Genomic DNA, 21,092 nt, shown 5'->3' on the forward strand with positions numbered 1-21,092 from the left:
GGGGCACGGGCAGGGACCTCTTCCCTGGGCTCCCGGTGCATCTGAGGCGGCATCAAGGTGCCGATCGGGCGCCCGGCGCACACCCGGGCCGCCTCGCCGCCCCCGCCCGCCGCCTTCACACGTGCTCCGACCGGGGGGAGCCGCCGAATCAGGGGCACCCTGGGCGTGGGACGGTCCGAGCGTGGGTGACAATGGAGGCTCTGTCAGGGCGGGTTGCATGAGGGGACGCATGTCGGAGGCGGAGCGGGCGGGGACAACCCGTCAGGACAAGAGCGAACGTCTCCTCGCCGGGCGGTACCGGCTGGGGGACGTACTCGGCCGCGGCGGCATGGGCACGGTGTGGCGGGCCGAGGACGAGACCCTGGGACGGACCGTCGCCGTCAAGGAGCTCCGGTTCCCGTCGAACATCGACGAGGACGAGAAGCGCCGGCTCATCACACGCACGCTGCGCGAGGCCAAGGCGATCGCCCGGATCCGCAACAACGGCGCGGTGACCGTCTTCGACGTGGTCCACGAGGACGACCGGCCCTGGATCGTGATGGAGCTGATCGAGGGAAAGTCGCTCGCCGAGGTCATCCGCGAGGACGGCCTGCTCGAGCCGAAGCACGCCGCCGAGGTCGGGCTCGCGGTCCTCGACGTCCTGCGCGCCGCGCACCGTGAGGGCATCCTGCACCGCGACGTGAAGCCGTCGAACGTGCTGATCTCCGAGGACGGCCGGGTCGTGCTCACCGACTTCGGCATCGCCCAGGTCGAGGGCGACCCGTCCATCACCTCCACCGGCATGCTCGTCGGCGCCCCCTCCTACATCTCGCCGGAGCGGGCCCGCGGGCACAAGCCCGGCCCGGCGGCGGACCTGTGGTCGCTCGGCGGACTGCTGTACGCGGCGGTCGAGGGCGTACCGCCGTACGACAAGGGCTCGGCCATCGCCACGCTGACCGCGGTGATGACCGAGCCGCTGGAGGAGCCCAAGAACGCCGGCCCGCTGAGGGACGTCATCTACGGGCTGCTCACCAAGGACCCGGGGCAGCGGCTCGACGACACGGGCGCGCGGGCGCTGCTCAACGAGGTCATCCGCGCGCCCGACCCGGGGGAGAAGGTACCGGCGGACGCGACACGGGTCGTGGCGTTGCCGCCGGTGCCCGAGGAGTCCAGGAAGCCCGAGGAGTCCAAGAAGCCCAAGGGGCTCAAGGGGAAGGGGACGTCGGGGTCCGGGGCCAAGCGGGCCGAGGAGGCCGCGGACCGGCTGCGCGGGGCCCTGCGGTCGGTGCGCAAGGCGGCGTCGTCGGGCGCGGCGACGGCCGGTGCCGCCGCGGCCCCGCGGACCGAGGGGGCCGATCCCGACGAGGCGGCCGAGGGCGCGGTGGCCGCACGGGCGGACGTTCCCGCGGCCGGGGCCTCGGGCGCCGTGCGGCCGGGGGCCGCCTCGGCGGGCGCACGGGAACACACGGCTGCCGTCACATCGAACTCCGGTGCGGCGAAGCCGAGTTCGGGCTGGCCCATCGTGCCGGACCCGGACCGGCCGCCGCGGCCGGCGACCCCGCCCCGGGCGCCTCTCACGGACGTGGTGCCGAAGCGGACGCTGGTGATCATCGCTGTCGTGGTGGTGCTCGCGGTGCTCGGAACCGTGCTCGCGCTCATCCCGTGGGGCGGGGACGACGGCTCGCAGACCCGCTCGAAGGGCGCCACCAAGGCCGCCGCGACCGCCGGGAGCGGCGGCAAGGGCAGTGGCGGCAAGGGCAGTGGCGGCAAGGGCAGTGGCGGCGGGACGCGCTCGGACAGCGGCAGCTCCGGCACGACCACGACGAACGGGTCGGACCGGCAGAACACGGCCGACAGCGAGCCCGCCGGGAGCGCCGGCGCGGGAGCCTCCGCAGCGGCGGGCGGCGCTGCCGTGGCGAAGACGTACAAGGGCGGTCAGGGGTACTCGATCGGTCTGCCGGCCGGCTGGAAGTACGCGTCGTCGGACGACGCGGGCGACCGTTTCACCGGTCCGAACGGGCAGAGGCTGCTGGTCGCCTGGACGTCCACGCCCAAGGGCGACCCGGTGGCGGACTGGAACAGCCAGGAGCGCTACATGGTGCGCCCCCAGTACCACCGGATCGGCATCGAGAAGGTGGACTACCGCGACTGGAACACCGCCGACTGGGAGTTCACCTATGTGGACTCCGGCACCACCTACCGGGTGACCGACCGCGGATTCGTCGTCAACTCGCACCAGGGATACGGGCTGATGTACACGGCGAAGGCGGACGACTGGGACGGGGACCTCCGCAAGAACACCTGGAAGACGCTGACCGAGACGTTCCAGCCGAAGTCATGACGTACCGAGCGTCCGGTCGGCGTTGCGCCGGCCGGTGTCCCGGGCAGATATGACATCCCCGGGTTGCGGGTTGCCTCCGGCACGTATCGTGAGGGACGGATCGCGAACCGTACGCATCCGGAACGGAACGCGAGGCGAACGGACTTGACCGACCGGGCGGCTGGGGGAGGCAATCGTGGACGACTATGCGGGACGGGTACTCGCCGACCGCTACCGCCTGCCGCTGCCGCCCGCCGACGAGTACGAGTCCGCGGAGACCCGGGCCTTCGACACCTACAGCGGGCAGGAGGTCCTGATACGGCAGGTGCCGTTGCCGGAGGTCGTCGAGGCGGAGGTGCTCGACGCCGACGGGCTGCCCGAGGGGTTCGTGGCGCGAGACGGCCGCCGCGGCGGTCCCGGCCGGACGACGGCCACACGACGGCCCACCGACCCGGCCGTGCGGCGCGCCGTCGAGGCCGCGCAGGCCGCCGCCCAGATACCCGACCACCCCCGGCTCGACCAGGTCTTCGACGTGTTCGCCGAGGGCGGCTCGCTGTGGATCGTGAGCGAACTCGTCGCCGCGTCAACGCTCGCCGCGCTGCTCGCGGAGCAGCCGCTGACGCCGTACCGCGCGGCCGAGGTCGCCTCCGACGTCCTCATGGCGTTGCGCGTCCTGCACGCCCACGGCTGGGTGCACCGCAACATCACCGCCCGCACGGTGCTCGTCTGCGACGACGGCCGCGTGATACTGACGGGCCTGGCGGCCGGGGCGGCCGAGGAGGCGCTGTGCGGGTACGACCCGGTGCCGGCACGGGAGCCCGACCCGGGGCCCGGTGCGACGGACGGCGACCCCTCGGCCCCCGTGCCCGCTCCCCGGCCCGGCGGCTCCGGCGGCGGCACCTTGCGATCCGGCGGCGGCTCATTCGGCTCCGGCGGTTCCTCCGGGCCCGGCGGGACGGTGCGCAGCATGGACGCCGAGGCCGCGCGGCGGGCCGCGATCGAGGCGCGGGCGACCGGCGCCGGTCCCGGCGTGGGCACCGCCGCTGCCGGTGTGCCCGCCGTGGCGCCGCGCACGCTGCAGTCCGCGGAGGACGTGCGGGCGGCACGGGCCGGAGCGATCGCGGCCTACCGCGCCGGGGCCCGGGCCGCGGCCCGGGTACAGGAGGAACAGCGCGGCAGCCACACGGCGTTGCCCGCACCCCGCCCGGCCGACCCCGGCCCCGACATGGCGCCGCAGCCACCGTCCGGGCAGGACGCCCGCCCCGTCACCCCACCCTCGGACCGGACCGTCGACCCGTACGGGACGGGCCGTCCGGCGCCCTGGCACGGCGCCGTCCCCCGTCCCACGGCCCTCGACGCCGCACCCGGGCCCCAGGGCAACGGCGGCGGCCCGAACGAAGGGGCCGCGCTGCCCCCTTCCGGGACTCCCTGGCCGCATCGCGGCCCCGCCACGCCGCTCGCGGCAGAGCGGGCGCGGCAGGCCCGGATGGCCGTGATCGGGCCGGTCACCGAGAGGTGGGCGCCCGAACAGGCCGGGCCCGTGCACGAGAACTGGCAGCTGGCACCGCCGATCGGGCCCGCGACCGACCTGTGGGCGTTGGGCGCGCTGCTGTTCCGGGCCGTCCAGGGGCACGCGCCGTACCCCGAGGAGAACACCGCCGAGCTGGTCCAGCTCGTCTGCTCCGAACCGCCCGCCTTCGCGGAGGAGTGCGGTCCGCTGCGCCCCGTCGTGGAGTCGCTGCTGCGCCCGGATCCGACCGAGCGGCCCGATGTCGAGGAGCTGAGCGGGTGGCTGCGCTCCCTGGTGCGGTCCGCGCCCGAACCGGAGGCGGGGGCACATGTCATCGCGGCGCCGCCCGTCGACCCCGCCCGGCTGCCGATCGTGCGGCGCCGGGGCGAGCTGGTCCGCAGGCGGCGCGCCGGACTGCCCGCCGCCACCCACGCCCGCCACAAACGCGCCAAGGACGGCCGTCGCCGGCCCCACCGCCTCGGCCGCACCCTTCTTCTGCTGATCCTGCTCGCGCTGGCCGCGGCGATCGCGTACGCGATGGCGTTCATGCCGAAGGCCGGGACCGGCGGCAGCGGCGCGACGGGGGAGCACACCGGCGCCGTCGGCGAGGCGAGCCCCGCCCCTCAGCAGTCCGACCCGGGCAGCGCGCAGCAGCCGCAGCAGGACGGCTCCACCAGCCCCTCCGCACCGGCCGATTCGCCCCGGACCCAGGCCACCGGCGACCAGGTCGGCCACGGGTTCACCCTGCGCAAGGACCCCGAGGGCTTCAGCGTCGCGGTGGCCGACGGCTGGGACCGGACTCCGAAGAACGCGCAGGGCCAGGTCGTCTACTCCCAGGGCGACTTCCAGCTGATCGTGGTGCCCGGACGCGACACCACCGGCAGGTACGGCAGTGACCCGCTGGCCTACCAGCGGGAGTCGGAGCCCGAACTCCAGCCGTTCCGCGACTCCACCTGGGCCACCTCCAGCGGGATGCGGCGCATCGACGTAGGCGGACGGACCATGGCCGAGGGGCAGTTCACCTGGACGAACGGCAACGGCCAGGAACTGTTCGTCCGCAACCTCGCCGTCCTCGTCGGCGGCCACTACCACGTGGTGCAGGTCCGCGGCCCCGACGCCGAACGCGACGAGGTCACCCGGCTGTTCGAACAGGCCGAGCAGACCTATCGGCTGACGCACTGACCGATCGATCACCCACAGTAGCCCAGCGGTCCCGTTGTGCCGAGTGTGGGGTGATTCCGCCCCTGCCGGGAAGGGAGAACCGTCACAGTGCGGTCTCCGTTACGGCCCCGCCGGTTCCCTGCACGGGGACCGCTCTTTAATGTGGCCTCGTCAAGAGCATTGCGGGGAAACGTGAATCAGATGCAGGGCCTGCTCCTCGCGGGCCGCTACCGGCTCGTCGACTCGATCGGCAGCGGCGGCATGGGCCGGGTGTGGCGCGCCCACGACGAGGTGCTGCACCGGGCGGTCGCCATCAAGGAACTGACGGCCGCACTGTACGTCACGGAAAGTGACCGAGCCGTGCTCCTCGCCCGTACCCACGCCGAGGCACGGGCCGCCGCGCGCATCAACCACTCGGCCGTCGTCACGGTGCACGACGTCCTGGAGCACGACAACCGGCCGTGGATCGTCATGGAGCTGGTCGAGGGCGGCTCGCTGGCCGACGCGGTCAAGGAACGCGGCCGGGTGGAGCCCGCCGAGGCCGCCCGGATCGGGCTGTGGGTGCTGCGCGCCCTGCGCGCCGCGCACTCCGCGGGTGTACTGCACCGCGACGTGAAGCCCGGCAACGTCCTGCTCGCCGCCGACGGCCGGGTCCTGCTCACCGACTTCGGGATCGCCCAGGTCGAGGGCGACACCACCATCACCCGCACCGGGGAGATCGTCGGGTCGGTCGACTACCTCGCGCCCGAGCGCGTCCGCGGCCACGACCCGGGCCCCGCCTCCGACCTGTGGGCGCTCGGCGCCACGCTGTACTCGGCGGTGGAGGGCAGGTCGCCGTTCCGGCGGACCTCGCCGCTGACCACCATGCAGGCCGTGGTCGACGAGGAGCCTGAGTCGCCGCGGTTCGCGGGCGCCCTGGAGCCGGTGATCTCGTGTCTGCTCCGCAAGGATCCGGCCGAGCGGCCCGACGCCTCCCGGCTGGAGCAGATGCTGGCCGAGGCGGCCGAGGGACGGCGGCCGAGGGCCGCCCAGGAGTACGTGGCGACACAGCACGTCGATCTGAGCGGCGTCGGGGACACGTCCGCGAACGTTCCGCGCCCCCGGCGGGCCCGCGAGGCGGAGACGGCCCGCGGGACCGTGCCCCAGCCCGCCATGCCGTCCGCACCCCGGCCCCGCAGGCGGCACCGCGCCCGTACGGCCGTGCTCGTGCTGGCGCTGGCCGCGGTGGTCGGCGCGGGGGGCGCGGTGGCGTGGCAGAAGTGGGGCGGGGGCGGCCGGACGGCCGGCGCGCCGGCTTCCTCGCCGTCCCCGGCGCCCAGTGCCCAGGGCACGCAGGGGGCCGACGCGAGGGGCGACCTCCCCGTCGGCTGGGTGCGCCGCGGCGACCCCTACGGCTTCAGCCTGGCCGTGCCCTCCAGGGCCTGGAAGCGGAAGCTGTTCGACGAGGCCACCCACCAGGTCGACTACACCCCCGACGGCGGGGAGCACTTCATCCGCATCGCCATCGACAGCTCACCCGACTTCGCGACCGCGCACGACCACCAGCTCGACCTTGAGCAGCAGCTCCACCGGCTGGTCGACTACCAGCGGGTGGTCCTGGAGTCGAACACCTACCGCGACCGCCCGGGCTCCCTGTGGGAGTACACCTGGACCGCGCTGGCGAAGGACTCGACGACCGCCCCCGGGCCGCGCCACGCCATCGAGGAGACGTACTTCTCCCGCGACGGCGTGGAGTACGCCATCTACATGTCCGGCCCGGAGGCGGACTGGACCACGACGCGGCAGCAGTTCCAGGCGGTGCTGAGGGGATGGCACCCGCCCACGGACTGACGGCCCCGGGCCGGGGCAGGCGTCGTACACCCCCAGGCAGGCCCTCGTAGGGCCGCGTAGGGCCCTCCTACGCCCTCCTGCGCCCCGGGCAGGTCGGTTGTCGGCCACCGTCGTGGCGTCGTCCCGGAGGGTGCTCATCCGGTGCGGCATGATGGGGCGCATGGGGACCGAGGGGGAGAACGGCCGTGTGATTGCGGGGCGTTACCGGCTTCAGGAACGGATCGGCCGCGGCGGCATGGGCGTCGTCTGGCGGGCGTCCGACGAGCTCCTCGGCCGGCAGGTGGCCGTCAAGGAGCTCGTCCTCGATCTCTCCCTGTCCGCGGAGGAGGCCCGGCTCCACCGTGAACGCACCCTGCGCGAGGCGCGCGCCGTCGCGCGGTTGCGGCATCCGCACATCATCGTCGTGCACGACGTGGTCGAACACGACGAACGCCCCTACCTCGTGATGGAGCTGATCGACGGCGGCTCGCTCGCCCAGCGCATCGCCACGCACGGCCCGGTCGACGCGCGGGAGGCCGCCCGCATCGGCATCGCCCTGCTGGGCGCGCTGCGCCGGGCGCACGACGCGGGTGTCCTGCACCGCGACCTGAAGCCCGCGAACGTCCTGATGGAGGCGGGCACCGGCCGCGTCGTCCTCACCGACTTCGGCATCGCCCAGGTCACGGGCGCCACCACGCTCACCGAGACCGGCGCCTTCGTCGGGTCTCCCGAGTACACCGCACCTGAACGGATGTCCGGCGAGCGCACCGGACCCGAGTCCGACCTGTGGTCCCTCGGCGCGCTGCTGTGCACCGCGCTGAGCGGCGAGTCGCCGTTCCGCCGGGACTCGTTGGGCGGCATCCTGCACGCGGTGGTCGCGGGCGAGATCCGGCCGCCCGAGCAGGCCGGGCCCATCCTGCCCGTCATCCGGGGACTGCTGGAACGCGATCCGGACCGGCGTCTGGACGCGGCGGAGGCGCAGCGGCTGCTGCGGGAGTTCCGGGAGACCGGGCGCACGCCGGGGACGCCGACTCCGTCCCCGCCGACGCAGCGGGACGTGCCCCGCAGCGCCCCGCCGCCCGCGCCGGAAGCGCCCGTTTCGCCGGCTCCCGGCAGGCAGTCCGTGCGGGGTGTGTTCGTAGCGGCCGCCCTGGTCGCTGCCATGGCGGGCGCGGGCGTCTCGGCGGCGGCGCTGCTGCTGCACGACGGTGGCGACGGCGGGCGGGCGCCGGGGAGCCCCGGTACGGCGCGCACGACGGTGAGCCCGGGGCCGGTGCTCCCGTCCACGGCCCGGCCCGCGCCCACGGTCACGGTGACCCGCCCACCCGCCACGGCGACGCCCGAGGTCACCCGCAGGGCACCCTCCGGGTACCGGCTGGCCCGGGACCCGGACGGCTTCTCGCTCGCCGTACCGGACGGGTTCACCCGCAGCCCGCAGGGCGAGCGGATCTTCTACCTGTCGCCGGGAGACACCTTCCGCCTCGGCATCAAGGTGGCGGACCCCGCGGCGGGCGGCCCCCTCGCGGTGATGCGGCGCTCGGACACGGACGGGCCGACCACCAACCCGGGCTACCACGACGGCCGGGTCACCGCGACCTCGCACCGCGGAAACCCGGCGGCGCTCTGGGAGTTCACCTGGAACGGCTACACCGCGGCCGAGGGCCCGAGGCACACCTACGACCTGTGCTGGGACGAGGGCGGCCGGATGTACGACGTATGGGTGTCGGCGCCGGTCGGGCAGGTCCGGGAGGCGAAGGAGTACTTCGACGTGGCGGTGGACACGTTCGCAGCGGGGTGACAGCCCATCAGCCCGGGCTGCCTCCGGCGGCACCGTCTTCACGGGCGGGATCCGCCACCAGGCGGTGAGGTGCCGGCGGTGACGGACGACGTCGTGGTGGATGCGGTAGGCGACGGCACGGTTCGCCGCGATGCGGTCGGCCCCCTGCTCGCCGCGGTGCCGGAAGCCGGCCCGGCAGGCGGGCGCGTACCGGCCGTGCGGCGGGTTCGCCGGGTGGGCCGGCGGCGCCGGAAGCCTGATGCTCACCTCACCGTCCGGACCGACACGGGACGTCTCGTTCGCGAACCGCTTCCCGGCCTCCTCGTCCGCCCGGAGGAAACCGGCGCCCGGTCTCCCGCCGGCGCCGCCACTCCCTCTCCGACGACCGGGCGGCCTCGGTGTCCCGTGCGCGGCACTCACCCATACACGCCGGAACGAGCCCATGCGCTGTCGAGCGGCAGCAGTTGCCACCCCCGTGCACGTGACCGGGACCCGCTTCGACAACTCGTGACCGCGCACGGTACTCATGGGACATGCGTACTGACGCGGGACGTCTGATCGACGGGCGCTACCGGCTGACCGAACGCCTCGGCTCCGGCGGCATGGGCACCGTATGGCGTGCCGTGGACGAGCTCATGGAGCGCGACGTCGCCGTCAAGGAGCCCCACCTGCCCGGCGATCCGGAGGACGAGGCACACCGCCGCGCCGCCCACCGGCTCTACCGCGAAGCACGCGCCGCGGCACGCGTCGACCATCCCGCGGCCGTGTCGGTCCACGACGTGACCGTGGAGGACGGAAGCCCCTGGATCGTCATGGAGTTGATCAGGGGCGAGTCGTTGGCGGACGCGCTGCGCCGCGGCCCGCTGCTGGCCGAGGAGGCGGCGCGCATCGGGCTCGCCGTCGTCGGCGCGCTGGACGCGGCGCACCGCGTCGGCATCGTGCACCGCGACGTCAAGCCTGCGAACGTCCTGCTCGGCCCGCAGGGCCGGGTCGTCCTCACCGACTTCGGCATCGCACACGTCCAGGGCGAGGAATCCCTCACCGTCACCGGGGAGTTCGTCGGCTCCCTGGAGTTCATCGCCCCGGAACGGATGTCCGGCCGGGGCGCCGGCCCCGCCTCCGACCTGTGGTCGCTGGGCGTGCTGCTGTACGCCGCCGTCGAAGGATCGGCCCCCTTCCGCCGTGGGACGGTGGAGTCCACGCTCGGCGTGCTCCTCGTCGGCGGCACCTGGCTCGGCACCTCCTGTTTCGGCAGCCCCGACAGCGAGCAGGTCACCGAACGCACCGCGACCCACAGCTCGGCCCCGGCCATCGCCGCCCCCGGCTCCTGGATCCCGCACCGCGAGGCGAAGCTCGACGCGATCGTCTCCGTACCGTCGGACATCGCCCGGAACACCGCCACCGACCGCACGGTGACCTACGGCGACGACACCGTCCGGCTCCGCCTGACCCGGGAGGCATCGGTCCCCACCCCCCTCAGGGCCTGGGCACGGCAGGCCACCGCATCCTGGCCCGGCGACGACCCCAGCACGCAGTACACCCCCACGGGCTTCCACGGCTACGACGCCATGCTCACCGACACCACGTACCAGGCCGGGGGACAGCGCCACCGGGTGATGCAGCTGCTGATCGTCACGGCCGCCCGCGAGTACTACCTGCTGCGCGTGGACATGCCGAAGGGCACCCCGGACGAGAAGCGCGGCACCTCTCTCTTCAAGGGCGCCCGGGACCGCCTGAAAGTGGGCAAGGACATGCTGGGGTCCTGACAACGCCCTGATCAGCGCGTTCTCTGCCAGCGGTCACTGGCGCGGTGTGGACAGCCGGTGAAAGCGCGTTACCGACGGGTACCCAAACGCTCCGCCCCGGCATACCCTGCGGCTCATGACGGACTCGCAGGCCCCGGAGAAGGCCACCGCACAGACCGGTACGGGCACGGCCGGCACCAACCCCCTCGCGCCCGCCCCCGTCGGCGCCCGCACCGCCGTCGAGGTGGTGACGCCGGAGCTGGTCGCCCGGCTCACCAAGGGCGTGGTCGGCTCGGGCCGTACCGCCAACCACACGCCGTTCACCGGCGAGAAGCTGGCCGACCTGCCCGAGTCCACCCCTGAGGACGTCGCCGTCGCCTTCGACCGGGCCCGCGTCGCCCAGACCGCCTGGGCACAGACCCCGGTGCGGCAGCGCGCCGCGGTGCTCCTCCGTTTCCACGATCTGGTGCTGGAGCGTCAGGGCGAGGTCCTCGACCTGATCCAGCTGGAGACCGGCAAGGCCCGGCTGCACGCCCACGAGGAGGTGCAGGCCGTCGCCGTCGCGGCCCGGCACTACGGCCGCAAGGCGCCCTCGTACCTGGGGCCGAAGCGGCACACCGGCGCCGTGCCCACACTGACCAAGGTCACCGAACTCCGCCACCCGCGCGGCGTGGTCGGCCAGATCGCCCCCTGGAACTACCCGCTGGAGCTGTCGGTCGGCGACGCGCTCCCCGCCTTCGCCGCGGGCAACGCCGTGGTGATGAAGCCGGACACGGAGACCTGCCTGACCGCGCTGTGGGCGCGCGACCTGCTGATCGAGGCCGGGCTGCCCGCCGGCGTCTTCCAGGTGGTCATCGGTGACGGCCCGGTCGTCGGCCCGGAGATCGTCAAGCACGCCGACTACGTCTCCTTCACCGGCTCCACCCGCACCGGACGCGAGGTCGCCCAGGGCGCCGCCGCACGTCTGGTCGGCGTCTCCCTGGAACTCGGCGGCAAGAACGCCATGCTGGTCCTTCGGGACGCCGACATCGAGAAGGCCGCCGCGGGCGCGGTGCGGGCCTGCTTCTCCTCCGCCGGGCAGCTGTGCATCTCCATCGAGCGGTTGTACGTCCACGAGTCGATCGCGGACGCCTTCCTGGAGCGGTTCGTCGCCCGCACCAAGGCCCTGAGGCTCGGCACGTCCCTCGCCTACGGCGCCGACATGGGATCGCTGGTCGGCGAACGGCAGCTCGAGACGGTGACCCGGCATGTCGAGGAGGCCGTGGCCAAGGGGGCGAAGGTGCTGGCCGGCGGGGTGGCCCGCCCGGACGTCGGCCCGTACTTCTACGAGCCGACCGTCCTCGACGGCGTCGAGGCACCGATGGCGGTGTGCGAGGAGGAGACCTTCGGCCCGGTCGTCTCGGTCTACCGCTTCGCGACCGAGGACGAGGTCGTCGAGCGCGCCAACGCCACGCCGTACGGCCTGAATGCGTCGGTCTGGACGAAGGACGGCCGGCGCGGGCGCGCGGTCGCGGCCCGGCTGCGCACGGGCACGGTCAACGTCAACGAGGGCTACGCGCCGGCATACGGCAGCGTCCAGTCCCCGATGGGCGGCATGAAGGACTCCGGCCTCGGCCGCCGCCACGGCTCGGAGGGCATCCTCAAGTACACGGAGGCCCAGACGGTCGCCCAGCAGCGGCTGCTGCCGATGGCTCCGTCGCTCGGGATGGACGACGAGAAGTACGCCGCGTTCATGAGCCGGAGCCTGAAGGTGATGAAGGCGTTGCACCTCCGCTAGCGCCTCGGCGCCGGTCGACACCGGCACCCGACAACACCCGCACCCGACAACACCCGTACCAACAACACCCGTTCTCGACGAGGAGAGCACGTGTCGCAGGAGAAGTCTGTCCAGGCCCGGGACGAGGACGGGTACGACTACGACGTCATCGTCGTGGGCTCGGGGTTCGGCGGATCCGTCTCCGCACTCCGCCTGACCGAGAAGGGCTACCGCGTCGGTGTCCTGGAGGCGGGTCGCCGCTTCACCCGCCAGACGCTGCCGAAGAACTCCTGGGACCTGAAGAACTACCTCTGGGCGCCGGCCCTGGGTATGTACGGCATCCAGCGCATCCACCTGCTGGGCAACGTCATGGTCCTCGCGGGCGCCGGCGTCGGCGGCGGCTCCCTCAACTACGCCAACACCCTCTACGTACCGCCGAAGCCCTTCTTCGACGACCCGCAGTGGCGGGACATCACCGACTGGCAGGAGGAGCTGAAGCCGTACTACGACCAGGCGCGGCGCATGCTCGGCGTACGGCTCAACCCGACCATGACCCCCTCCGACGTGCACCTCAAGGCGGCCGCCGAGCGGATGGGCGTAGGGGACACCTTCCACCTGGCACCGGTGGGCGTGTTCTTCGGCGACGGCGAGGACGCCGGAGGGACGGTGAGGGCCCGGCCCGGCGAGGAGGTCCCCGACCCGTACTTCGGCGGCGCCGGCCCGGCCCGCCGGGCGTGCACCGAGTGCGGCGAGTGCATGACGGGCTGTCGGCACGGCGCGAAGAACACCCTGAACGAGAACTACCTCCACCTCGCCGAGAAGGCGGGCGCGATCGTGCACCCCATGACGACGGCCGTGTCGGTCACGGACGACTCGCGGGGCGGGTACGCCGTGGCGACCCTGCCGACGGACGACAGGCGCAGGGGCAGGGGGCGGATCTTCACGGCGCGGCAGGTGGTGCTCGCGGCGGGCACCTACGGAACCCAGACCCTGTTGCACCGCATGAAGGCGAGCGGCCGGCTGCCGTACCTCTCCGACCGGCTGGGCGACCTGACCCGCACCAACTCCGAGGCGCTGGTGGGCGCGCAGACCGACGACCGGCGCTACCGCGCGGCGCACGGCGCGGCGAAGGTCGACTTCACGCGGGGCGTGGCGATCACGTCCTCGATCCACCCGGACGAGAACACGCACATCGAGCCCGTCCGCTACGGCAAGGGCTCCAACGCGATGGGCGGCCTGTCGATCCTCCAGGTCCCCTACGCCCAGGGCCGCTCCCGGGCCCTGGCCTGGCTCGTGAACGCGGCACGCCATCCCTGGCTGATGGCCCGCTCCCTGTCCAACCGGCGCTGGTCGGAGCGCACCATCATCGGCCTGGTGATGCAGTCGCTGGACAACTCCCTGACGACGTACCTGAAGCCGAAGGGCCTCGGCAAGGGCCTGCTGACGGCCCGGCAGGGCCACGGCAGCCCCAACCCGAAGCAGATCAGGGCGGCCTCCGAGGCGGCGTCCGTGCTCGCCGCCGAGATCAACGGATTCGCGGGCAGCAACGTCGGCGAACTGATGGGCACCCCGCTGACCGCCCACTTCCTCGGCGGCTGCCCCATCGGCGCCTCCCGTGAGACGGGCGTCATCGATCCGTACCACCGGCTCTACGGCCACCCCGGCATCTCGGTGGTCGACGGCGCGGCGGTGTCGGCGAACCTGGGTGTCAACCCCTCGCTGACCATCACCGCGCAGGCCGAGCGGGCGATGTCGTACTGGCCGAACAACGGCGAGACGGACCCGCGCCCGGCCCAGGGGACGCCGTACGAACGGCTCAAGCCGGTGGAACCGCGGCACCCGGCGGTGCCGGCGGAGGCGTTCGGGGCGTTGCGGCTGCCGTTCCTGGGGATGCCGGCGGTGCCCGAGAAGCAGTAGCGCGCAGGAGATGAAGAAGGACCTGGGCCCCCCTCCGAGCCCAGGTCCTTCTCCCTGCTTTCAGCTGCTTTCAGGACGCGGTCCGCCCGCACCCGCGACGGTTACGCGGAGGCGTGGCCCCCGGCCTTCCGGCGCCGCACCGCGAACATCACGCCGCCACCGGCGACGACGGCGACGCCACCGACGAGCGCGATGGTCGGGAGTGCCGAGGAGGAACCGGTGGAGGCGAGGGTGCCGGTCACCTCGTGGGTGTTGCTCTGGTTCGGCTTACTGGTGGGAACCGGAACCTTGCCGCCCTCCTGGGGCTTGGTGCCGTCCGTGTCCGAACCGGCCTTGACGATCTCGATGACGTACCCGGCCTGGCCGGCGCCGAGGCAGTTCTCCTGCTCGTCGAAGTACACGCCGCCACCGATGGTCAGACCGCTGCCGATCGGCGCGTTCGCCTTCACGTTCAGGCGGAGCTGGTAGTTCAGCGTCTGGCCGCCGGCGATGTCGTTGAGGTCGAGGAACCCGGCGGAGTAGCCGCCGTCCTCGATGTCCACCCAGCTGCCGTCGACCTTCGCCTGGAGCTGGACCTGGCTGGCCTTGAACGCGTTCTCGGCGTTCTCGTCGTTCGGTCCCACGCCCGCGTAGAAGATGACGTCCTTGACGGCGTCGCTCGTCGGGTTGCTGACCTTGAGCGTGAAGGGGTGCCAGCCGCTGCCGACCGCGATCTTGCCGGGCAGGCCGGTGATCGAAGCGTTCAGCTTCGACTTGTAGTGGGAGTCCTGCTCCGTGCAGTCACCGGCGGGCTCGGTGGGCTCGTCGCTCGGCTCGGAGCTCTGGCTCGGCGGCGTGGCCGGGGCGGACTGTGAGGCGGAGGAGGAGGCGGACGCCGACTCGCTCGCGGACGGGGACGCGGAAGTGCTGGAGGACGCCGACTGGCCCGCGGACGCGGACGTGGACGCGCTGGCGGACGACGTGTCGGACGGGGAACCGCTGACCGACGGGGACGACGTGTCGTCCGACGCGAACGCGGCCGGTGCCGACAGCAGTGCGAGCGGAGCTATGGCAGCCGTCGCGGCCGCAGCGGCCAGGGCACGGCGAAGCTTCATTGAAGACCTCGAGAAGTCAGGGGGAGGCCTCCGCGTGTGGGGCGCGGCGTGGCCCATGAATTCGACAGGTGTGACCAGTGGGGCTTGTGAACGGTTGCGCTCCGACTCATGGCAAACCTGTGTGTGCTGCGTCACATGTTGTCGCGCCTTGTGAACCGGCTGTCGCTGCCCGTAGAACTGACCCTCGTGTCTGATCAGCACCCCGAAGAGCCCCCACCGTCCCTCCCCGACGACGTCTGGGAACGGTTCGCCCGCGACAGCGAAGGGGACATCCGTGCCTCCGCGCCGAAAGAGCCGTCCGCGCGGGCCCGCATGGTGACCGCACGGCTGCGGGACCGGGAGGCGCGGGGTGTGCGCCCCGAGGGCTGGCGCGCCGCGCCGACGGCGCCGCGCCGCGCGGCGCGGCGCCGTCGCGGCATGTGGACGGCGTTGGGGCTGGTGCTCGCGGTCGTCGTCGCCGCCGTGGCGATGAAGCCCTCCCTGATACCCGGCGACCCGTTCGGCGCCCGCTCCGGGAGGGACGCGGACTCGGCTCCCGAACTGCCCGCCGAGACCGCGCCCCCCACCGCGCCACCGTCCGCCGCACCCTCGGACACCCCCACCCTGGAACGCCCCTTCGCCGGCTCCCCGGCCGAGCGCTGGGCCGACGGCGTGGCCGGCATCGTCCTGCCGAAGGCGGAGCCGACCGGCGTGTTCTCCCGGCAGCAGGTGGCCCGTGCCTTGCAGCAGAGCAGGGCACTGCTCGTCGACGCCAACCTCGACCCCGGCACGCTGCGCGGCGAGCGCCCCGCGGCAGCGCTCGCCCTGATCGACCCGCTTCAGCCGGACACGCTCGATCACCTCGAGGCGTCGCTGCGCGCGCCGGACGAGAAGCACGATCCGCTGGTGCTGTTCAGCCGCTTCAAGCCGGACGAGGCCCGGCTCGTCGGCGACGTGGTCAAGACCCGCGGTCGCATGAGCTTCGAGGAGGGCGACCACGGATCTCTCGTCGTGCACGCCGACTACACCTTCGTCTACCCGCTGGTGCGGCCGGAGACCGAGGAGGTGACCCGCACCATCGTGCGCCGCGTGCTCGACCTGGTACTGCCCAACCCCCGGCGCTACCGGGTGACCCCCGGCAAGCTGACCCTGCTCCGCTTCGACGAGGACGCCGGCAACTCGGCATGCCAGGTCTACGACGGCTTCCTGCACCCGCAGTTCGATTCGCAGCAGCCCACGGGCGCGCCGCCCACCGGCCCCACCAGCGACCCGTACGACCGCAGCAAGGATCTCCCCCGGGAACGCCCGAAGGACTGTGGGACGGTCTCCCGTACCTGAGCACGGCCCCCGCGCACCTGAGGCGCACTGCGGCGGGGTGGCGAAGGGCCCCGCGGCGGGGGGACCCCGGCTCGGCCTGGCCGAGGGCTCGGGGAATCCGCGGGGCCCTTCTCCGTCAGCACCGACGTCAGGGCAGCGCCGGTGCCCGGAAAGCGGCGCCGGGGGGTTGCGCCGCCTGCTGCGTGACCGCCGGTGGTGCGCTCCGGCGCGCGCGAGGAGCGCGCGTGGTGTCGACCATTGGCAGTCGGTAGGGGGAACGATGCTGTTGTCTGCAGGGACCGTGAGTCTGCGAGGTGAGTCCGCCAGGGACCGTGAGTCCGCCAGGGACCGTGAGTCCGCCAGGGACCGTGAGTCCGCCAGGGACCGTGTGGGTGCCGTCGGCTCTCTGTTCCTCGCATCGTGCTCGATGGGTCACGGCCTCCGCAACCGTTTCGACCACCTCTGGACAGATTCCGCCGGTCGGCTCCGGGCGTCCCCGGAGCCGACCGGTCACTGGGTGACCGGGCTGCTGTCCCCTGCCGTCCGGTCACATCCCTGGAGCGAGGTCCCACGACGCACAGAACGATCCGTACGTCTCACCGCTCCAGCGGAGCCACGCGTGGTTCTTTCGGGCCCGCCCCTGGCTGGCGCGGACACCGGGCACAACGAAGGCGCCGCGGGGCCGGTCACGTGCCGTACGGGTGAGAGGGGCCCGTACGCACGTCCACGGAACGGGGGTCCGGGCACCCGGTCTCAGATCCGGCCCCGGCACAGCTCGAGCAGGGTCATCGCGAGGGCGGTGCCGGGTTTGCCCAGCGCGTCCCGGTAGTGGCCGAGGACCTCCATCTCGCGGGAGAGGTTCACGCGTCGGCCGCCTGAGGCGATACGGGCCTCCTGGATGACGGCGGAGACGGCCATCCGTTCCTGGATGAGACCGATGATGCGGTCGTCGAGCGCGTCGATGCGTTCACGGGCGTCACTGATCAGGTTCGCGGCGTCGTCGGTCCGGGCGCCGGTCTTCTCGGTGGCGGCGGCGGCGGTGGCGGCGGTGGCGGCGGTGGCGGCGGTGGCGGCGGTGGCGGCGGTGGGGGCGTCGGTGTTGGCGGTGGCGGCGGTCATGCGGGGCTCCTCGTGACGGGTACGCGGTGCCCCGAATCGACAGGACCGGGAAACACCAGGCGCCCCGGACCTTGTCGGCCCGGGGCGCCTGGGAAGTCGCTTGTCAGTAGCTCAAGCAGCACGACCATGGCAGCCGGCGGGCCGGTCGCCATAGGTAAAGACGAAGATCGTCGCGTGGGTGAGCATGAGGCCAGTATGCCGTGGGGCGGGACGGTGTCCAAGGCGGCCCGCATGGTGAGACGGAGCTCCACGGGCGGCGGCTCGGCGGCGGCGGGACGGCACCCGCGGCCACCTCGGTAGAATCGGGTGGCACAAGGACCCGCCCAACCGCCGGAAGGCACCCCGTGTCATCAGCGACCCCCGCTGCCGCCGCCACCGACACCGTCCTGGTGGTCGACTTCGGCGCGCAGTACGCCCAGCTCATCGCCCGTCGCGTCCGCGAGGCCCGGGTCTACAGCGAGATCGTGCCGAGCACCATGCCGGTGGAGGAGATGCTCGCCAGGAACCCGGCGGCGATCATCCTCTCCGGCGGCCCCTCGTCGGTGTACGAGGAGGGCGCCCCCCGTCTGGACCGCCGGATCTTCGAGTCCGGTGTCCCCGTCTTCGGCATGTGCTACGGCTTCCAGCTGATGGCGCAGGTGCTCGGCGGCACCGTCGACAACACCGGAGCGCGCGAGTACGGCCGTACGGCCCTGGCCGTCTCCAAGCCGTCCTCCACCCTCTTCGAGGGCACCCCGGCCGAGCAGGCCGTGTGGATGTCCCACGGCGACGCCTGCTCCGCCGCCCCCGAGGGCTTCACCGTCACGGCCTCCACGGACGTCGTCCCGGTCGCCGCCTTCGAGAACGACGAGAAGAAGCTCTACGGCGTCCAGTACCACCCGGAGGTCATGCACTCCACGCACGGCCAGCAGGTGCTCGAGCACTTCCTCTACCGCGGTGCCGGCCTGAAGCCCACCTGGACCACCGGCAACGTGATCGAGGAGCAGGTCGAGGCGATCCGCGAGCTGGTCGGCGACAAGCGCGCGATCTGCGGCCTGTCCGGCGGTGTGGACTCCGCCGTCGCCGCGGCCCTCGTCCAGAAGGCCATCGGCTCCCAGCTGACCTGCGTGTACGTCGACCACGGCCTGATGCGCAAGGGTGAGACCGAGCAGGTCGAGAAGGACTTCGTCGCGGCCACCGGCGTCCAGCTGAAGGTCGTCGACGCGGAGGAGCGTTTCCTCACCGCGCTCAAGGGCGTCTCCGACCCCGAGGAGAAGCGGAAGATCATCGGCCGTGAGTTCATCCGGGTCTTCGAGCAGGCCCAGGCCGAGATCATCGCGGACGAGGGCGCCGCGGTCGAGTTCCTGGTGCAGGGCACCCTCTACCCCGACGTGGTCGAGTCCGGTGGCGGCACCGGCACCGCCAACATCAAGTCCCACCACAACGTCGGCGGCCTCCCCGAGGACCTCGAGTTCAAGCTGATCGAGCCGCTGCGCAAGCTGTTCAAGGACGAGGTCCGCATGGTCGGCCAGGAGCTCGGCCTGCCGGAGGAGATCGTCCAGCGCCAGCCGTTCCCGGGTCCCGGCCTCGGCATCCGTATCGTCGGCGAGGTCACCAAGGAGCGCCTGGACCTGCTGCGCGAGGCCGACGCCATCGCCCGCGAGGAGCTGACGGCGGCCGGTCTGGACCGTGAGATCTGGCAGTGCCCGGTGGTCCTGCTCGCGGACGTCCGCAGCGTCGGCGTCCAGGGTGACGGCCGCACCTACGGCCACCCGATCGTCCTGCGCCCCGTGTCGTCCGAGGACGCCATGACCGCCGACTGGTCCCGGCTGCCGTACGACGTCCTCGCGCGGATCTCGACCCGGATCACGAACGAGGTCCGCGACGTCAACCGCGTGGTCCTGGACGTCACCTCCAAGCCGCCGGGCACCATCGAGTGGGAGTGAGCCCGCAGGTCATGCCCGTCTGAGAGTGCGCACCGGCTCTCCGGGCCTCCAGACCTGGACGACCAGACACGTGTCGTCCTCGACGTAGGTCCGTACGACCTCCGTCAGCTCGGTGCGGAAGAGGTGGAACGGCTGCGGCGGTTCCACCTCTTTCCCGTACGCGCCCTTGGCCTGCGCGTCCTCGACCTCCACGGCCCGCCCGCTGATCCGCACATCGCCGCCGCCCATCCCGGTGCCCGGCCCCGGGTTCGCCTGGAGCGCGAACCGGGGGTCGCGGCGCAGGTCGAGTGCCTTGAGCGAGCCGGGCATCATGCCGAGCCACAGTTCGCCGTCCAAGAAGCGGGCCTCCAGGCCGGTGGTGCGGGGGGAGCCGTCCCGGCGCAGTGTCGCCAGGACGTGGTGGGTGAAGGATCGGAAGCGTTCCTCAGCGGTTTGGGCGAGGGCCGGTTCCGCCGCGGCGAAAGCCGCCCAGTTCGGTGACATGCTCGTTGCCATACGGCGAGTCTGACGCCGATTCCCGACATCCTCTGTCGGGTACCGCCTGTGCAGGCTGGGCGCAGGGGGCCACCGGCCGGGGCACGGTCCGTCCGGGGCCGGGTGTACGGCGCGTCCGGGGTCGGGTGTGCGGCGTCTTTGGGGCGGGGTGTGCGGCGCGTCCGGGACGGGTGCACGGCGCGTGCCCGGGCCGCCTGCGCCGCATCTTTACCAACCAGCACTGTCATCCTCGCCGGACCGGCGGTACCTTCCGGCCCGTTGACGAAGTCAAGTGCCGGAGGAACCATGCACGGCCCCACTCCGCCCCCGCCCCTGCCCACCGACCAGCTGCGGTTCGCGATGCCGCCGATGCACGAGTCGGTCGAGGACGAGCGCCGGCACCGCAAGGAACGGCTCGCGGGCGCCCTGCGGATCTTCGCTCGGCTCGGCTTCGAGGACGGGGTGTCCGGACACATCACCGCACGCGACCCCGAGTTCACGGACTGCTTCTGGGTCAACCCCTTCGGTATGCCGTTCCGGCACGTCACCGTGAGCGACCTGGTGCTCGCCAACCAGGACGGGCAGGTGATCGACGGCCGCTACCACGTGAACCAGGCCGCGTTCACCGTGCACGCCCAGGTCCACGCCGCCCGCCCCGATGTCGTCGCCGTCGCCCACTGCCACTCGGTGCACGGACGGGCCCTCGCCGCGCTCGGCGATCTGCTGGACCCCATCACCCAGGAGTCCTGCGCGTTCTACGAGGATCACGCCGTGTACGACGCCTACACCGGCGTCGCCGTGGACACCGAGGAGGGCCGCCGGATCGCGACCGCGCTCGGCAGCCGCAAGGCGCTCGTCCTGCGCAACCACGGACTGCTGACCGTCGGCGACTCGGTGGACGCGGCGGCCTGGTGGTTCCTGTCGATGGAACGCTCCTGCCAGGTGCAGCTGACCGCGAAGGCCGCGGGACGACCCGTCCTGATCGACCACCGTCAGGCGGTGGCGACCCGGGAACAGCTCGGCGGTGACCTGGTGGCCTGGATCAACTACCAGCCGCTGTGGCAGGACATCACCCGCAGCGAACCCGACCTGCTCGGCTGACCCGCCGGCGCCGCACGCGGACGGCGCCGCACGCGGACAGGCTCCGGTGGCTCGTCACCGCCGGGTGCGATGCCCCGTTCGGCTCAGCCGGGGCATCCCCCGGTCCGCC

The 21,092-nt window shown here is 72.9% G+C and carries 13 protein-coding genes; 10 read left to right on the plus strand and 3 right to left on the minus strand.

The window, feature by feature from the left end; translation table 11 throughout:
* Nucleotides 1-229: 229 nt before the first annotated feature.
* From AC5WS8_RS16405 to AC5WS8_RS16435, 7 genes are all read left to right on the plus strand, one after another.
* Nucleotides 230-2,320 carry a serine/threonine-protein kinase gene (locus AC5WS8_RS16405; protein ID WP_496104114.1) on the plus strand — a complete coding sequence of 697 codons (2,091 nt, stop codon included), beginning with the start codon at nt 230-232 and terminating at the stop codon, nt 2,318-2,320.
* Nucleotides 2,321-2,495: 175 nt separating this feature from the next.
* Nucleotides 2,496-4,991 (plus strand): serine/threonine kinase C-terminal domain-containing protein, encoded by a 2,496-nt coding sequence (locus AC5WS8_RS16410; RefSeq protein WP_496104115.1) that lies wholly within the window; start codon nt 2,496-2,498, stop codon nt 4,989-4,991.
* 180 nt (nt 4,992-5,171) lie between these two features.
* Nucleotides 5,172-6,800: a serine/threonine-protein kinase gene (locus AC5WS8_RS16415; RefSeq protein WP_496104231.1), complete on the plus strand. Its 1,629-nt coding sequence runs from the start codon at nt 5,172-5,174 to the stop codon at nt 6,798-6,800.
* A 160-nt stretch (nt 6,801-6,960) separates the two neighbouring features.
* Nucleotides 6,961-8,577, plus strand: coding sequence for a serine/threonine-protein kinase (locus AC5WS8_RS16420; protein WP_496104116.1), 1,617 nt, complete (start codon nt 6,961-6,963; stop codon nt 8,575-8,577).
* A 512-nt stretch (nt 8,578-9,089) separates the two neighbouring features.
* Nucleotides 9,090-10,322, plus strand: a complete 1,233-nt coding sequence (locus tag AC5WS8_RS16425; protein WP_496104117.1) for a serine/threonine-protein kinase — start codon at nt 9,090-9,092, stop codon at nt 10,320-10,322.
* 115 nt (nt 10,323-10,437) lie between these two features.
* Nucleotides 10,438-12,078 carry a succinic semialdehyde dehydrogenase gene (locus AC5WS8_RS16430; RefSeq protein ID WP_496104118.1) on the plus strand — a complete coding sequence of 547 codons (1,641 nt, stop codon included), beginning with the start codon at nt 10,438-10,440 and terminating at the stop codon, nt 12,076-12,078.
* A gap of 90 nt (nt 12,079-12,168) precedes the next feature.
* Nucleotides 12,169-13,974, plus strand: a complete 1,806-nt coding sequence (locus AC5WS8_RS16435) for a GMC family oxidoreductase N-terminal domain-containing protein (protein WP_496104119.1) — start codon at nt 12,169-12,171, stop codon at nt 13,972-13,974.
* A 101-nt stretch (nt 13,975-14,075) separates the two neighbouring features.
* Here AC5WS8_RS16435 and AC5WS8_RS16440 read toward each other — a convergent pair whose 3' ends face one another.
* Complete coding sequence (locus AC5WS8_RS16440; protein WP_496104120.1) at nt 14,076-15,068, minus strand: LPXTG cell wall anchor domain-containing protein; 993 nt, start codon at nt 15,066-15,068, stop codon at nt 14,076-14,078.
* A gap of 186 nt (nt 15,069-15,254) precedes the next feature.
* On the opposite strand from AC5WS8_RS16440, the gene AC5WS8_RS16445 reads away from it, so the two are divergent.
* The gene (locus AC5WS8_RS16445) at nt 15,255-16,385 is read left to right on the plus strand and encodes a hypothetical protein (protein WP_496104121.1); all 1,131 of its coding nucleotides are present in this window, start codon (nt 15,255-15,257) and stop codon (nt 16,383-16,385) included.
* Between the two features lie 732 nt (nt 16,386-17,117).
* On the opposite strand, the gene AC5WS8_RS16450 is transcribed toward AC5WS8_RS16445, so the two are convergent.
* Nucleotides 17,118-17,483 carry a chorismate mutase gene (locus AC5WS8_RS16450; RefSeq protein ID WP_496104122.1) on the minus strand — a complete coding sequence of 122 codons (366 nt, stop codon included), beginning with the start codon at nt 17,481-17,483 and terminating at the stop codon, nt 17,118-17,120.
* Nucleotides 17,484-17,827: 344 nt separating this feature from the next.
* Here AC5WS8_RS16450 and guaA point away from each other — a divergent pair, with 344 nt between their 5' ends.
* The gene (gene guaA, locus AC5WS8_RS16455) at nt 17,828-19,408 is read left to right on the plus strand and encodes a glutamine-hydrolyzing GMP synthase (RefSeq protein WP_496104123.1); all 1,581 of its coding nucleotides are present in this window, start codon (nt 17,828-17,830) and stop codon (nt 19,406-19,408) included.
* A gap of 9 nt (nt 19,409-19,417) precedes the next feature.
* On the opposite strand, the gene AC5WS8_RS16460 is transcribed toward guaA, so the two are convergent.
* Entirely contained in the window at nt 19,418-19,891 is a 474-nt protein-coding gene (locus AC5WS8_RS16460) for a pyridoxamine 5'-phosphate oxidase family protein (protein ID WP_496104232.1), read from the minus strand.
* A 297-nt stretch (nt 19,892-20,188) separates the two neighbouring features.
* Between AC5WS8_RS16460 and AC5WS8_RS16465 the strand changes: the two genes are divergently transcribed.
* Complete coding sequence (locus AC5WS8_RS16465; protein ID WP_496104124.1) at nt 20,189-20,983, plus strand: class II aldolase/adducin family protein; 795 nt, start codon at nt 20,189-20,191, stop codon at nt 20,981-20,983.
* Nucleotides 20,984-21,092: the final 109 nt, after the last annotated feature.

The organism is Streptomyces sp. PTL18 (genome assembly GCF_059510295.1).